Source organism: Rhizobium sophoriradicis (genome assembly GCF_003939025.1).
GTDB lineage: Bacteria > Pseudomonadota > Alphaproteobacteria > Rhizobiales > Rhizobiaceae > Rhizobium > Rhizobium sophoriradicis.
Window position 1 is genome coordinate 1 of record NZ_RQIH01000003.1, and the last position, 14,727, is coordinate 14,727.

Below are 14,727 nucleotides of genomic sequence, written 5' to 3' on the forward strand. Positions count from 1 at the left end.
GCGCCATAGGAGAGCCGCTTGCCGCCCTCGAAGGTGCCGCGGATCGCCGGATGGGTCTTGAAGCGCTGGAATTCCTCGAACGGATAGAGATAGGGGTTCTTGTAGTTCAGGTGGACGACAAAGCCGACCGCCACCAGATTGTCCTCCAGGTGATAGAGGAAGGAGCCGCCGCCGGTCTTCATGCCGAGCGGCCAGCCGAAGGAGTGCTGCACCAGGCCCCGTTTGTGGTGCTCCGGCTTGACCTGCCAGAGCTCCTTGATGCCGATGCCGAATTTCTGCGGCTCGCGATCCTTCTGCAGGTCGAACTTGGCGATCAGCTGCTTGGCGAGCGAACCGCGCACGCCCTCGCCGATCAGCGTATATTTGCCGCGCAATTCCATGCCGCGGGTATAGTTGGGGCCAGGCTCGCCGTTCTTCTCGATGCCCATATCGCCGGTGGCAACGCCGATCACCGCGCCCTTGTCGTCGTAGAGCACTTCGGTGGCGGCAAAGCCCGGATAGATCTCGACGCCGAGTTCTTCGGCCTTGCCGGCCAGCCAGCGACAGACATTGCCGAGCGAGACGATGTAGTTGCCGTGATTGTTCATCAACGGCGGCATCATGACATTCGGCAGGCGGATCGAGCCGGCCGGCCCGAGCAGCAGGAAATGGTCTGCGGTGACCTCGGTCTTGAAGGGATGATCGGCCTCATCGCGCCAGCCCGGCAGCAGCCGGTCGATGCCAATAGGATCGACGACGGCGCCGGAGAGAATATGGGCGCCGACTTCCGAGCCCTTCTCCAGCACGACGACCGACAGTTCCGGATTGACCTGCTTCAGCCGGATCGCCGCGGAAAGACCGGCAGGGCCGGCGCCGACGATCACGACGTCGAATTCCATGCTCTCGCGTTCGTCTGCGTGTTCTTCCGTCATGATGGTTGCCTGCTAAGTCTCGATGTTGGAAAGGATGGGATCAGCGAGTAGCTCGAGCCGGAACGTACCTGTAGTCGTAGAACCCGCGTTGTGCCTTGCGACCGAGCCAGCCCGCTTCCACATATTTGACCAGCAGCGGGCACGGCCGGTATTTGCTGTCAGCCAGTCCTTCATGAAGGACCTGCATGATGGAAAGGCATGTGTCCAGGCCGATGAAGTCGGCCAATTCGAGCGGCCCCATCGGATGATTGGCGCCAAGCTTCATGCCGGTGTCTATCGCCTCCACGTTTCCGACGCCCTCATAGAGCGTGTAGATCGCTTCGTTGATCATCGGGATGAGAACGCGGTTGACGATGAACGCCGGAAAATCCTCGGAAACGGTGACGGTCTTGCCGATGGATTCGGCGAAAGCCTTGGCTGTGGCGAAGGTCTCTTGATCGGTTCCGATGCCGCGAACCAGCTCGACCAGCTTCATAACCGGTACGGGGTTCATGAAGTGTATCCCTATAAAACGATGGGGTCTGTCGGTTGACGCGGCGAGCCGCGTGATGGAGAGCGACGATGTATTCGTCGCCAGGATCGCGTCGGGCTTCAGAACGGTGCATACGTCCGTGAAGACCTTCCTCTTGATGTGTTCATTCTCGCTGACCGCTTCGATGACCAAATCGGCGCTCGCCAGGTCCGGGAGGGAGAACGCGCCCTTGATCCGGGAGATCGCCTGCTCGGCCGCCTCGCCCGGCATTTTGCCGGTTTCGACCTGACGTCCGAAATAACAGGCACTCGCTTCGAGGCTCGCGCGGATCCGATCTTTGTCGAGATCGTAAACCAAGGCCTCATACCCATGTTTCGCCACGACTTCCGCGACCCCGGTCCCCATCTGGCCGGCGCCAATGACGGCGACGGTCGAAATCTTATTCGCTATAGGCATGCTGCCTCTCGTTAATCCGGAGATGGAGGGTCGATCTGCGCCGAACATATTGCGCAATCAGAAGAAAGCCTGGAGGCCCGTCTGGGCGCGTCCAAGGATCAGGGCATGGACGTCGTGGGTGCCCTCGTAGGTATTGACCGTCTCCAGGTTCTGCGCGTGGCGCATGACATGGTATTCGATCTGAATGCCGTTGCCGCCGTGCATATCCCGGGCGTGCCGCGCTATTTCAAGCGCCTTTCCGCAATTGTTGCGCTTGACGAGCGAGACCATTTCCGGGGCCATCTTGTGCTCATCCATCAGCCGGCCGACGCGAAGCGAGCCCTGCAGTCCAAGGGTGATCTCGGTCATCATATCGGCAAGCTTCTTTTGATAAAGCTGCATCCCTGCAAGCGGTTTGCCGAACTGCTTGCGGTCCAGACCGTATTGACGCGCACGGAACCAGCAGTCCTCGGCAGCTCCCATGACGCCCCAGGAGATGCCGTAACGGGCCCGGTTGAGGCAGCCGAACGGTCCCTTGAGACCGGAAACACCGGGCAGAATTGCATCCTCCGTGACTTCGACACCGTCCATCACGATTTCGCCCGTGATCGAGGCCCGCAGCGAAAGCTTGCCGCCGATCTTCGGAGCCGAAAGGCCCTTCATGCCCTTCTCGAGAACAAAACCGCGAATTTCGTTGTTGTGAGCCTCAGACTTTGCCCAGACGACGAAGACATCGGCAATCGGCGAGTTCGAGATCCACATCTTCGAGCCGCGCAATCGGTAGCCGCCCGTAATTTTCTCGGCACGGGTTTTCATGCCGCCGGGATCGGAGCCGGCGTCAGGCTCGGTCAGGCCGAAACAGCCGATCAGCTCACCCGAAACGAGGCCCGGCAGGTACTTCTTCTTCTGCTCGTCGGAGCCGTAGGCGAAGATCGGGTAAATGACCAACGAGGACTGCACGCTCATCATCGAGCGATATCCGGAGTCGATGCGCTCGACCTCGCGAGCGACCAGGCCATAAGCGACGTAGGAGGCGTTCGCGGCCCCGTACTCTTCCGGCAGCGTCACACCGAGGAGGCCGGTCTGCCCCATCAACCTGAACAATTCGGGGTCGGTCGCTTCTTCGAGATAGGCTTCCTGGACACGCGGCAGGAGTTCGGATTCTGCGAAAGCCGCCGCGGACTCGCGGATCATCCGTTCATCTTCGGTCAGCTGGTCGTCGAGCAGAAAGGGGTCATTCCAAGAAAAGGCCAAGGTCGTCATCCTCCCGTTGAGGTTTTTGGCAATTCGAATTTGATGGGATTAAAGCCGCTTTTGGGCGATTGACAAAGCGAGCTTTACTCATCGGCCTATGAGCTCTAGTAATAGCCAATGGCAAACCTCTCTCGAAGACTCCTTCCCTCGACCTCCGCTCTCGCAGCTTTCGATTCCGTCGCGCGGCTGAGCACCTTCTCTGCGGCGGCTGAGGAACTTTCCCTGACTCAGGGCGCCATCAGTCGGCAAATTGCCGGATTGGAAGAACAACTCGGCGTTTTACTGTTCGAGCGCACAAGCCGCGGCGTCATTCTCACAGAGGCCGGCACTGATTATGCGCGGGCTATCGCCATCGCTCTGGCGGAAATCCGCTCCGCTTCGCTGCACGCCATGACCAAACAGCATAATGATCAACTCAATCTCGCCATCCTGCCAACATTCGGCACACGCTGGCTGATGCCACGCATTCCGCAGTTTGTCGCCAGACATCCCGAGATCACATTGAACTTCGCAACGCGCATAGGAATGTTCGATTTCGACCGCGACGACATAGACATGGCGATCCATATCGGCCAGCCTGATTGGCCGGGTGCGGAAAGCACCTTTCTCATGGAGGAGATGGTGGCACCGGTCGCGTCCCCGTCTTTTCTGAGTTCGCATCCCATAGCGAAGCCTGAAGATCTGCTTCGCCTTCCGTTGTTGCAGATGGCGTCCCGTCCGGGTGCGTGGAACCATTTTTTCGAGAGCCTCGAGGTCAACGGCACCCCATCGCAGGCCATGCGGTTCGAACAGTTCAGCAACGTAGCCCAAGCCTGCATTGCCGGACTGGGGCTCGCCTTGATGCCGCTTTTCCTCATCGACTCCGAGCTTGCGAATGGCCAGCTGGTCCAAGCCTTCCCGCATCAGGTCAAAAGCCCCAGTGCCTATTATGCGGTCGCGCCACTTAGCAGGAAGGACTTCCGTCCTGTCGTCGCGTTCCGCGCATGGCTTCTGGAAGAGGTCGAGCGCTACCAGGAAAGCGCGGCCGCTGATGCGCGAGCATGTTTGCGATAGCAGCCGCTCGCGCCCATTTGCGCCTCCGCTCATGATCGATTGCGAGCATCCTTGACTCTTCAGGGAACTCCTGCCACGTTATGCTAACGTTAGCACAAGGAGCGGACATTTGCATCTTCAGTTGAAGAAAGCAAGCATGCAGGGAAGACGCCTCACGGCCAGCAGGGCTTTGGTGAGGGACGTTCGCCTCCTCGGCCGCCTGTTATGCGAGGCTATAGAAGCAAGCGACGGCAAGGAGGCCCGCGAGATTGTGGAACAGGTCCGCACTCTCTCGATTGCCGGCCGCAGAAAGACCAGTCCGCGCCTGAACGAGAAGCTCGCCCCCTTCTGCGCAGACATGCCTCCCCGCACCCTCAAGCGCGTGATCCGCGCGTTCAGCCAGTTCTCGCAGCTCGTGAACATTGCAGAAGACGCTCATCAGGCCAGGGTGCAGCGCTTCAGCATCGCCGATGGCGAACCCGCCATGCCGGGGACGATTGCCAGATCGCTGTCTGTCCTGGCCGCCGCCGGCGTAGAGGCGGAAGCTATTCGCAAGCTGCTCGTTGAAGCGGTCGTCTCGCCTGTTTTCACGGCGCATCCGACCGAGGTTCGGCGAAAGAGCGTGATCGACATCGAACAGCAGCTGGCACAATGCTTGAGCCGGCTCGAGCAGGCCGGCCTGACCGCGCAGGAGACCGATCGATATCAGGCAGATTTGGAAAGAGCGACGACGACCCTTTGGCAGACGAACAGCTTGCGAGGTCGGCGACTGCAGGTCGTGGATGAAATCCTCAATGGCCTGTCCTATTACGACAGCACCATTTTCCGGGTTATCCCGGAAGTTTATGAGGGTCTCGAAAATCAACTCCGAGGCTCGCCTTGGAGGTTTGCTCAAGACGCGCTGCCGCCATTCCTGCGCATGGGTTCCTGGATCGGCGGCGACCGGGATGGCAACCCTTTTGTCAACGGCGAGACCCTCAGGGAAGCGCTCCGGCTGCAGAGCGAGAGGGTTTTCTCCTTCTATCTCGGAGAACTCCACAGCCTTGGCGCCGAACTTTCTTTGGATGATCGGTATGTAAAAGTCTCGCAGAAACTCCAGCGGCTTGCGACCGACTCTCCCGATCGATCGGAGCAGCGCCGGCACGAGCCGTATCGCCTGGCGATCTCGGGCATGTATGCTCGCCTGGCGGCCACTGCACGGAAGTTCGGCAGTACGGAATTGGTTCGCGAGCCTGTGGCGGCCGCCCCCTGCTATCTGTGCCCTGCCGAGTTCGCCGAAGACCTGGCAACGATCGGCAAATCCTTGATCGCCAATGGCGCAGGAAAGATCGCCGCTGGCAAATTGCGGAGCCTCCAACGCGCCGTCGACGTCTTCGGCTTTCACCTTGTGAGCCTCGATCTGAGACAGAATTCCGAGGTTCATCAGCGCGTCGTTCATGAGCTTTTCGAGAAGGTGCGGCCCGGCACAGGCTACGAGGCGCTCGCCGAAAGTGACAAGATCCACTTGCTGACGGAGGAGCTTCGGTCTTCCCAGCTGCTGGTGACATCGCTCAAGACCTATTCGGCCGAGACGATGTCGGAGCTTTCCGTGCTGCGTGAGGCTGCCGAAGCCCATAAGCGCTACGGCCGCGCCAGCATCCCCAATTACATCATCTCGAAGGCCGGAAGCGCTTCCGACCTTCTGGAGGTCATGGTGCTATTTCGGGAAGTCGGACTGTTCCGGCCCGATGAACCCGAAGCAGCCTCAGTCAACATCATACCGCTTTTCGAAACGATCTCCGACCTCCGCAGCTCGCATGACGTGATGCAGACGGTTTTGGCCATCGAAGCCTATCGGACATACCAGGGTGCACTCGGCGGCAAGCAGGAGATCATGCTCGGCTACTCCGACAGCAACAAGGATGGCGGATATCTGACGTCGGGATGGGAGCTGTACAAGGCGGAGATGGCCTTTATTCAGCTCTTCGACCGTGAAGGCATTCGCCTCAGCCTGTTTCACGGCCGCGGCGGTTCCGTGGGCCGCGGCGGCGGTCCAAGCTATGAGGCGATCACCGCCCTGCCCGCCGGCGCGGTTGCCGGATCGATTCGGCTGACGGAGCAAGGTGAAGTCATAGCGGCGAAATATTCCAATCCGGCACTCGGCCGCAGGAACCTGGAACTTCTTATCGCCGCGACTTTGGAAGCCTCCTTGCTGCCTTCCGACGCACAAGAACCGGATCCCGAATTTCTCCACGCCATGGAGGAGCTGTCCGGACTGGCTTTCGGCGCCTATCGCTGCCTGGTTTACGAGACCGAGGGATTTGAACGCTTCTTCTGGGAAGCCACGATCATTGGCGAAATCGCAAAACTGAACATCGGCAGCCGTCCGGCCTCACGCAGCTCGTCACGTCGCATCGAAGATCTTCGGGCGATCCCCTGGGTGTTCGGCTGGTCGCAGAGCCGCATCATGTTGCCGGGCTGGTTTGGTTTTGGCTCGGCCGTCGAACAGTGGCTGACTGGACATCCCGACGGGCTGCCAACTCTGCAAAGAATGCATCGGGACTGGCCTTTCTTCCAGACGCTGATCGCCAACATGGAGATGGTGCTGGCAAAAACCAACATGGCGATCGCGGCGCGGTACGTGAACCTCACCCCTGACGCACCCGCGCATGAGAAGATCTTCGCACGCATAAAAGACGAATGGGAAGCGACAACCGCTGCCCTGCTCGGCATAACCGATCAGGCCTCGCTGCTGGAGAACAATCCGGCGCTGAAGCAGTCGATCCATCATCGCTTTCCATGCCTCGATCCGCTTAATCACATGCAGATCGACCTTCTTCGCCGCCACCGTGCCGGAGAACGAGATCAGGACACCGAAGAGGCGCTGCACCTGACAATCAACGGAATTGCCGCGGGGCTGCGAAACAGCGGGTAGCCAACCGCAATGCGGATGGCATTCGCTTTTTTCTTGACCTCGGCAAAACTGTTGCGCTAACGTTCGCACAAATTGGGAGGAAATCATGACACGGACCGTGCTGTTGACGGACTACGCCTGGCCGGATGACAAGGTGGAGCGGGAGGTGATCGAGCGGGCCGGGTTTACCCTCGTCAGCGGCCCCGCCGAGCCGTCGCCCCCTGCTGAGATCGACGCTTTGGCTGCAGAGCATCGTCCGGACGCTATCCTGACCTGCTGGGCTCAGGTCAGCGCGACGGCGATCGCCGCCTCGCCTAATCTCAAGATCGTCGCGCGCCTTGGAGTTGGCCTGGACAATATTGCAGTCGATGCAGCGACGGAGCGGGGGATCTGGGTCACGAACGTTCCCGACTATTGCGTTGCAGAAGTGTCCGACCACGCCGTCGGTTTCGCAATTACCTGGGCGCGCGGCCTTGTCCACTTCGATCGTGAAGTTCGCGATGGGCGCTGGGACCCCGCCTCTGCAAATCTGCGCAGGCTTTCGGAACTGACCTGCGGCATCGTTGGCTTCGGCCGCATCGGCCGCGCGACGGCAGCAAAGATGCAGGCGCTGGGATGCCGCGTGTCGGCCCACGACCCCTATGCCTCGAATGCCCCCGCCGGCGTGGAGCTTACCGACTTCGATACGCTGCTGGCCAGGAGCGATATCGTCATCGTCCATGCGCCGCTTTCGCCCGCGACCCGCCACCTGATCAACAAAGACGCTATCTTGAAGATGCGTCGTGGAAGCTTGCTGATCAACGTCAGCCGAGGCGGCGTCGTGGATACTGCCGCCGTGATCGAGGGGCTGGCGTCCGGCATTCTGAGCGGTGTCGGCCTTGATGTGCTCGAGGATGAACCACGCGTGCCGGCGGAGCTGATCGCTCACCCCGGCGCGATGATCACGCCGCATGTCGCCTTCTCCTCGGATGCTTCGCTGATCGAACTGCGTCGCCGGGCCGCGGAGGAAGTCGTCAGGGTTCTTTCCGGAGAGATGCCCGAACAAGCCCGCAACAGCCCCCGCCGCTAACGCAGCAAGGACAATAGTTTTATGTCTGTAGCCGAGATGATGATTTTCGACGATTTCCTGCTGAAGAGCGGCCTGAAGAGCGCTTCCGAGGAGGCGGTCTACAAGCCCCTGACGGGTGGTGTTTCCTCAGATATCTACCGCGTGGAGCTCCCCGGCCGGCTCATCTGCGTGAAACGCGCACTGGCCAAGCTTAAAGTATCTGCCGATTGGCAGGCGCCGGTGTCGCGAAATGTATACGAATGGAACTGGATTTCCTTCGTGGCGGAGCATTTCCCTTCTGCCGTTCCGAAGCCTCTCGCGCACGACGAGTCGTGTGGTATTTTCGCAATGGAGTTTCTGCCGAGCGACGAGTACCCGCTGTGGAAGACCAGCCTGCTTCAAGGAAGCGTCGACCGAATGGCAGCAGAGGTCACAGGCCGGCGGATCGGGCAGATCCATTCCGTGAGCGCCCGCACATCGGGCTTATCGGACAAATTTGACTCTGGACCGAATTTCTATGCGCTCCGGCTTGAGCCCTACCTGGTTGCGACTGCCGCCAAACATCCCTTCGTCAGCGATCGCCTCGCCGAGCTCGTTCAGCGCACGGCGGAAACAAAGCTGGCGCTCGTCCACGGCGACGTCAGCCCGAAGAACATCCTGCTGGGCAAGAACGGACCTGTGTTCCTGGATGCCGAATGCGCCTGGTTCGGTGATCCGGCTTTCGACCTGGCCTTCTGCCTGAACCATCTGTTGTTGAAGAAGATCGTTGCGGAAAAGGCGGCATCTGAGCTCGCATCGTCATTTGCGGCTTTGACCGCAGCCTACATGGATCAGGTCGATTGGGAGGATCGGGACGCTCTCGAGGCTCGGGCCGCAAGCCTGCTGCCCGCACTCTTCCTCGCCCGGATCGACGGCAAATCGCCCGTCGAATACATAACCGACGAATGCCAGCGCGAAGCTATCCGCAAAGCCGCCATTCCGTTGATCGCATCGCCTCCGCAAAAGCTTGCTGACGTGGCGCAGGCCTGGTTTTCTTAAGGAAGCCAGGTGCTTCCGGAGCGGTTGCGCTTTCCACTTCGAATGAAAAAGAAAAAGCCACCGCGCTGTGTTCGCGATGGCCGACGAAGTCTTGCTCTGCTTCGGCTCAGAACCGGCCGACCCAGCCTTCGAACGCAACCAGGAAGCTCTCGATGAACTTCTGGGTTCCTTCGTTGAGGAATACGCCATGGTCGCCCACCAATTTGTCGGCCGTACTGAGGTAAACTTCAGGCTGGGGCATGGTCGGCACGTTGATGTTGGTTAGGATAACCCTGAGCTGGAGTGCTGCCGCAGCGCCGCCAATCAGGCCGGGAGAAGCCCCGGTCACCGCACCGGGCTTATGATCCCATACGCTTTTCCCGAACGGTCGAGAGCCGACTTCGATCGCATTCTTCAATGCCGCCGGTACGGATCTATTATATTCCGGCGTCACGAAGATTGCCCCGTCGCAAGCCTTGATGCGCTCGCGGAAGGATGTCCATTCCACCGGCGGCGTTTCGGTCTCGAGGTCCTGGTTATAGAGCGGAAGATCGCCGATCGGTACGATTTCCAGGTTCAGCCCGTCGGGCGCTACTTTCTGCATTGCACGGGCAAGCTTCAGGTTGATCGAAGCCTGACGAAGGCTTCCAACCAGGACCGCGATATCTTTCTTGGACATGTTCTCTCTTCTCGCGTGAGGGCGGCGCCGGCCGCAACCGGCGCCGGTGATTGTTATTGATAGGCGGCAGGAACCGGAGGAATGACCACGTAGTTACTGAAGCCGCCATCGCGTTCGCCGATGCCGGAGATGGCCTCGTTCACCCGCTCGAGCGGATAGATCTTGTGCTCGAGATAGGAGAGGTCGAGCGCGCCGGTGCGAACCATGTCGGCCATCTCCTGCCCCTGGGCAGCGCTGAACCAGTTGGAGCCGATCAGCTGAACCTGCTCGTCCATCAGCCACTTAACGTCGACCGGAACATCTTCCGCGACGCCGCCAACGACAACCACACGGCCGCCTCGACGAACGCCGCGCATGGAGTCGACCACGGTCGCAGCGGGAGCTCTCGCGCCCAGCGCACTGATGACGAAATCCACACCCTCGCCGCCGGTCTGGGCCTTCGCCCACTCTCCGGTCGAGCCTTCACCGAGCATGATCGTGTCGATGCGGTCGGGAGCGATGGCCTTTATGCGGTCCATCAGTTCCTTGTTCCTGCCGGTGCCCAGAATTTTGGAGAGGCCCATTGCAAGAGCGAGCTTGGTTGCCGCGACACCGAGCGTGCCGGTAATCCCGTCGATGAGGCAGACCTGGCCGGGACCGGCCTGCGCATTCTTCAGGGCGCCGTAGGATGTGCCGAGGTAGCCGAAACGGCCGGCCTGTTCGAAGCTGAGATTATCCGGCAGGCATACGAGTGAATATTCCGGGGCGGTCATGTACTGGCTGAAGCCGCCGTACGGATAGAGATCGAAGATTCTTTGACCATCACGGCTGGTGCTGAAGTACCCATTCAAGGTGTAGTAGCGGCATTGGCTGCGGTTGCCCGACCGGCACGCCTTGCAGGAGCCACAGGATCTGAGGGGGCTGACATAGACACGATCGCCAATCTTGACATTGGTGACCGCCTCGCCGACTTCGGCGACGACCCCGGCTGGATCCAGGCCGAACACTGCCGGAAACTTCGGCAGCGGCTGGTGGGGAAACCAGGTCGGCCAGTTATTGATGACGTTGGCCATGTTGGGCACGATACCGCAAGCCCTGACCTGCACCAGAACGTCGTTGGGCCGGGGCGCGGGAATCGGAATCTCATCCAGCGACATCGGCTGATGCAGAGCATGCAGCCGAGCAGCGATCATAGTCTTAACCATTAACTCCTCCATAGGGACATCGGTCAGACCTTGGCTGACCGAATGCATTCTTGCAGTTTCAGGCGGGTGCGCGGCCGCGCGATGCGTATCCGTCACGGGACGAGGAACGCCTTGTCAGCCGGTCGGAAATCCGCGGGCCAGACCGTCACCCAATCCTTTCCTTGAACTTGCTTGAGCTTCGTCGATGGCTTCCCGGCATTGAACTTGCCGTCGAAAGTCCTTGGTCCGACGACCGTCTCGACGGTATTCGAGCGCAACCATGCAGCCATCGCGGCGTGGTCCAGCTTCCCTGCCCCTTCGGCTGCTGCCGCAAGAATTTGCCACGCAGCATATTCGACGGCGGCCTGATACTCGGTGCGCGGATAGGGGAAGCCTGCCGCCTTCGCTTTGTTGTCATAAGCGCTGACGAACTCCTGAGCGCCGTGATATTTGAGGAACGGCTCGTGCTCCTCGAACCAGGTCAGCGAGGTCAAGCCATTGGCTTTCGGGTGAGCTGCGGTCGGGCCAGGTGCCGGGAACAGGTAGAACTGGTTCCTTGGTTGGTAATCGATCCGGCTCATGGCATCGAGAAGCTGCACTGCCTCCATGCCGATCGCACCGGACCACAGCAGATCCGGATCAGCCGCTTTGATGCGGTTTGCGATTGCGCCGAAGTCCTTCGTGCCGAATTCGTATTCGAGGTCCAGCACGCTTTTGATGCCACGCTTGTCAGCGACCTGCTGACCGCCCTTGGCGATCGTCAGCGCGGACGGGAATTTGCTGGTGACGAAGGCGATCGTCTTGGGAGGGGTTGGCAGGCTGGCATAGGCATCAAGAACGACCTCGGTGTCGGTCAACTGCGGCTCGGCCCCGATCGGAAGAGAGGGGAACTGCAGCGGATAGGGTGCAAGGCTTGGGTCGCCAAGGCTGCTCTGAACAAGCATCTTCTTGAACCGAGCGGCAACGCCCATGGCTGCGATAATCGACGACGTGCCATAGGGGCCCATCAGGAGATCGACCTTATCGGCCGTCACCAGGCGTTCATAAAGCGTTCGCGCATTGGCGGGAAGCGATTGATCGTCGAGAAGGACGAACTCCACCTTTCGTCCGAGAATACCGCCTTTGGCGTTGATCTGCTCGACGAACACCTCGGCCGCGAGCTTATGGATCGCGCCGACGCCCGCAAGCGGACCGGTCAGCGGCAGCGTTCCGCCGACGCGGATCGGCCCCTCCTGGGCAAAAACTCTCGGCATCGAGCTGAAAGCCGCCGCGGCGGCTGAGCCGAGAAATGCACGTCTGTTCATTTTAATGGAATTTGCACTCATCTCATCCTCCCATGTGCTTCCGGCATGTCTCGCGCTTGCAGCTGTCGCAGCGCGTCAGTCTCCTGCCTCAGGCGGCAGGTCAGCTCTTCGCGAGCCCTTCTGCGTAGCGCTCCAGCGTCATCGGGTTCGGCATTTTCTCGGGGTGCTCCAGCGGCACTCCCGTAAATTCGCTGGCCTCGAAGAACCACTTGGAGACGGCCGGCATCCCCCAATGCACGTTGGTGCTCAGGGATGCCGCGTCCCAACGAATGGGCTCCAACTCCGCATCTATCGTAATGTAGTGATTGTTGAAGAATTCCACCCGGTGTCCATCGGGATCGCGCAGATAGACGAACAGAACTCCCGAAGGGCCGTGGCGGCCAGGCCCGCGCTCGACGCTGTCTCCATATCCGTAACGGCTGGCAAAGTCGCACACGGCGAAGATGTCGCTGATTTCGGGGACCGTATAGGCAAAATGGTGCAGTTGCGGGCCGATGCCGGGCACCAAGGCCAGGTCCAGGCAGACACCTTTGCGATACATGAAGTTCGCAATGAGAGTGTCGCCCGCCGCTATATATTCCGAAGTGCGGAAACCCAGTTCGCCGTAGAACGCGCTCAGACCCAGCGGATCGGCAACCATGATCTGGCAATGGTCGAGGCCCTGGGCTCGAGCACCACGATGTTCATGCACGTCGAGAAATTTACGAGGATGGACGCTCATGCTGGAGCAAAGCTCGATGCGAGCGCCCGAGGGATCGCTGACAAGCAGCGTGCGGCCCTGGTTTCGAACCTCGACCCACTCCGCCGGAAGGCCCTTCTCCTCAAAGAAGATCTTGGCCTTGTCGAGATCTTCCTCCAGGAACACCCGGTACCCGATCCGCCTGCACGTCGGCTTGCCGCCGGCGGGTGTGAGCACGAGGCTGTGATGGCAGGCCTCGGACAGCCCGCGGAGGTAGGAGACACCGTCCGCGAATTCTGTTTCGACGAGGCCGCCGACATTGACATAGAAATCTCGGCTACACCCCACGTCATCGACTTCAAGCACGACGTGGCTGAAGCGCGTGATGTTGAAGGGAGGTTTCAAATTAACAGCCGGTAGCATGTCATCCTCGTCTATTTATTGCTAACGTTAGCATAAGAGGGCCGGTTGTTTTGTCAACGCCTGTTTTGTGCGAGACGCGCATTCGGCCCATCAAAAATTCTAACCTACGGCGGCAACCGCGGCCGGCCTTTCAGCCAAGTCTAGCGCCGACCAGCCAGCGAACGAAGCCTCTTTTCCAAGAGCCTCCTCGATCCGGAGAACCTCGTTCCACTTGGCCATGCGCTCGGAGCGGGAGAACGATCCGACCTTGAGCTGCTTGGCATCCCAGCCGACCGACAGATGGGCGATCGTCACATCTTCCGTCTCGCCGGATCGCGCCGAAACGATTGTCCGAAAACCTGCCCTTTTGGCGACCGAGAGTGCTTCGAACGTCTCTGTGATCGTGCCCGCCTGGTTCGGCTTGATCAGAACGGCATTGGCGCTTTTATCCCCGATCGCTTCCGTCACCCGCGCCGCGTTCGTCACGAAGAAGTCGTCGCCGATGATCTGGCATCGGGAGCCGTAGCGGGCGGTAAATTCCTTGAAGCCATCGGGATCATCCTCGGCGAGCGGATCCTCGATAGAGACGATCGGATATGCCTTCAACCAGCCGCCAAGCATGTCGATCATCTCGGCCGTGTCGAGCTGCCGATCTTCCAATGCCAGCGAATACTTGCCTTCGCGGCCGAATTCGGAAGCCGCGATATCGAGCGATATCGCGACCTCGCCGCCGGGTTTCAGACCGGCAGCCTCGATCGAACGCACCAAGGCATCGAGAGCCTCTTCATTGCTGGTGAAGGCAGGCCAGTAGCCTCCCTCGTCCGCCACGCCCTGGAGCTTGCCGGCACGCTTCATGATGTCGCCCGCCGCGCGGTAGACCTCGGCCGTCCACTCCAAAGCCTCCGAAAAAGTCGAGGCGGCAGGGCACATGATCATGAAATCCTGGACGTCTACCCGGCGCGCTGCATGCGCTCCGCCACCGAAAATCTGGATTTCCGGCAGCGGCATCGTAATTCCCCTGTCGGAGCCTGCGAGATACCGCCAGATCGGTTGGTCGGCCGCAGCCGCAGCGGCGTGAAGCAACGCCATCGACGTTGCTACCGACGCATTTCCACCTAGTCTGCTCCGGTTCGGTGTACCATCGAGTGTGATAATCGCGCGGTCTAGCTCGGCCTGATCCCTGGCATCCCGGCCAACCAGCAATTTGGCGATTTCCCCGTTGACGGCGGAGAGGGCCTTGTTGATGCCCAAGCCGGCAAGGGCGCTGCCGCCATCGCGTAGATCGAGAGCTTCGCCGGTTCCGGTCGATGCGCCAGCCGGGGCAATCGCCCTGCCCGTGGCACCGGAGGCCAGCTCGATTTCTACCTCAACGGTGGGCCTGCCACGGGAGTCCCAGACGCGACGGCCCTGCACTTTTCGAATTTCGGTGTTCATCATG

12 protein-coding genes are annotated in these 14,727 nt (G+C 60.3%); 4 read left to right on the forward strand and 8 right to left on the reverse strand.

Translation table 11 applies throughout. The annotated features are described in order from the left end of the window. The 3 genes from EFR00_RS04615 to EFR00_RS04625 all read right to left on the reverse strand — a co-directional run. Window positions 1-911 (reverse strand): NAD(P)/FAD-dependent oxidoreductase (locus tag EFR00_RS04615; protein ID WP_148102818.1); only part of this gene is annotated, 911 nt, incomplete at its 3' end. 40 nt (window positions 912-951) lie between these two features. Further along, on the reverse strand, window positions 952-1,839 hold the full coding sequence (locus EFR00_RS04620; protein WP_009996669.1) for a 3-hydroxybutyryl-CoA dehydrogenase: 888 nt from the start codon (window positions 1,837-1,839) through the stop codon (window positions 952-954). Between the two features lie 57 nt (window positions 1,840-1,896). Continuing rightward, entirely contained in the window at window positions 1,897-3,081 is a 1,185-nt protein-coding gene (locus EFR00_RS04625; protein WP_077989173.1) for an acyl-CoA dehydrogenase, read from the reverse strand. A 108-nt stretch (window positions 3,082-3,189) separates the two neighbouring features. Between EFR00_RS04625 and EFR00_RS04630 the strand changes: the two genes are divergently transcribed. The 4 genes from EFR00_RS04630 to EFR00_RS04645 all read left to right on the forward strand — a co-directional run bounded on the left by EFR00_RS04630 (window position 3,190) and on the right by EFR00_RS04645 (window position 9,083). Continuing rightward, complete coding sequence (locus EFR00_RS04630; RefSeq protein ID WP_009990049.1) at window positions 3,190-4,125, forward strand: LysR family transcriptional regulator; 936 nt, start codon at window positions 3,190-3,192, stop codon at window positions 4,123-4,125. 136 nt (window positions 4,126-4,261) lie between these two features. After that, a complete protein-coding gene (gene ppc / locus EFR00_RS04635) occupies window positions 4,262-7,018 on the forward strand; it encodes a phosphoenolpyruvate carboxylase (protein ID WP_077989174.1) in 2,757 nt (918 codons plus the stop codon). Window positions 7,019-7,103: 85 nt separating this feature from the next. Further along, window positions 7,104-8,066 carry a C-terminal binding protein gene (locus tag EFR00_RS04640; protein ID WP_077989175.1) on the forward strand — a complete coding sequence of 321 codons (963 nt, stop codon included), beginning with the start codon at window positions 7,104-7,106 and terminating at the stop codon, window positions 8,064-8,066. Window positions 8,067-8,087: 21 nt separating this feature from the next. Beyond that, entirely contained in the window at window positions 8,088-9,083 is a 996-nt protein-coding gene (locus tag EFR00_RS04645; RefSeq protein WP_077989176.1) for a phosphotransferase family protein, read from the forward strand. 106 nt (window positions 9,084-9,189) lie between these two features. Here the strand turns inward: EFR00_RS04645 and EFR00_RS04650 are convergent, their stop codons facing one another. The 5 genes from EFR00_RS04650 to eno form a co-directional block, all read right to left on the reverse strand. Next, on the reverse strand, window positions 9,190-9,741 hold the full coding sequence (locus EFR00_RS04650) for an NADPH-dependent FMN reductase (protein ID WP_009989216.1): 552 nt from the start codon (window positions 9,739-9,741) through the stop codon (window positions 9,190-9,192). Window positions 9,742-9,794: 53 nt separating this feature from the next. Continuing rightward, window positions 9,795-10,913, reverse strand: a complete 1,119-nt coding sequence (locus EFR00_RS04655; RefSeq protein WP_170961525.1) for an alcohol dehydrogenase catalytic domain-containing protein — start codon at window positions 10,911-10,913, stop codon at window positions 9,795-9,797. A gap of 104 nt (window positions 10,914-11,017) precedes the next feature. Beyond that, window positions 11,018-12,229, reverse strand: a complete 1,212-nt coding sequence (locus tag EFR00_RS04660; RefSeq protein WP_183737787.1) for an amino acid ABC transporter substrate-binding protein — start codon at window positions 12,227-12,229, stop codon at window positions 11,018-11,020. Between the two features lie 79 nt (window positions 12,230-12,308). Next, entirely contained in the window at window positions 12,309-13,310 is a 1,002-nt protein-coding gene (locus tag EFR00_RS04665; RefSeq protein ID WP_077989177.1) for a VOC family protein, read from the reverse strand. Between the two features lie 99 nt (window positions 13,311-13,409). Then, entirely contained in the window at window positions 13,410-14,726 is a 1,317-nt protein-coding gene (eno, locus tag EFR00_RS04670; protein WP_077989178.1) for a phosphopyruvate hydratase, read from the reverse strand. Between the last annotated feature and the right edge of the window lies 1 nt (window position 14,727).

Coding starts and splice junctions, on each gene's coding strand:
- EFR00_RS04640 (WP_077989175.1), top strand. CDS start 7,104: ATGACACGGACCGTGCTGTTGACGGACTACGCCTGGCCGGATGACAAG.
- EFR00_RS04625 (WP_077989173.1), bottom strand. CDS start 3,081: ATGACGACCTTGGCCTTTTCTTGGAATGACCCCTTTCTGCTCGACGAC.
- EFR00_RS04630 (WP_009990049.1), top strand. CDS start 3,190: ATGGCAAACCTCTCTCGAAGACTCCTTCCCTCGACCTCCGCTCTCGCA.
- EFR00_RS04660 (WP_183737787.1), bottom strand. CDS start 12,229: ATGAGTGCAAATTCCATTAAAATGAACAGACGTGCATTTCTCGGCTCA.
- EFR00_RS04655 (WP_170961525.1), bottom strand. CDS start 10,913: ATGATCGCTGCTCGGCTGCATGCTCTGCATCAGCCGATGTCGCTGGAT.
- EFR00_RS04650 (WP_009989216.1), bottom strand. CDS start 9,741: ATGTCCAAGAAAGATATCGCGGTCCTGGTTGGAAGCCTTCGTCAGGCT.
- ppc (WP_077989174.1), top strand. CDS start 4,262: ATGCAGGGAAGACGCCTCACGGCCAGCAGGGCTTTGGTGAGGGACGTT.
- eno (WP_077989178.1), bottom strand. CDS start 14,726: ATGATGAACACCGAAATTCGAAAAGTGCAGGGCCGTCGCGTCTGGGAC.
- EFR00_RS04645 (WP_077989176.1), top strand. CDS start 8,088: ATGTCTGTAGCCGAGATGATGATTTTCGACGATTTCCTGCTGAAGAGC.
- EFR00_RS04620 (WP_009996669.1), bottom strand. CDS start 1,839: ATGCCTATAGCGAATAAGATTTCGACCGTCGCCGTCATTGGCGCCGGC.
- EFR00_RS04665 (WP_077989177.1), bottom strand. CDS start 13,310: ATGCTACCGGCTGTTAATTTGAAACCTCCCTTCAACATCACGCGCTTC.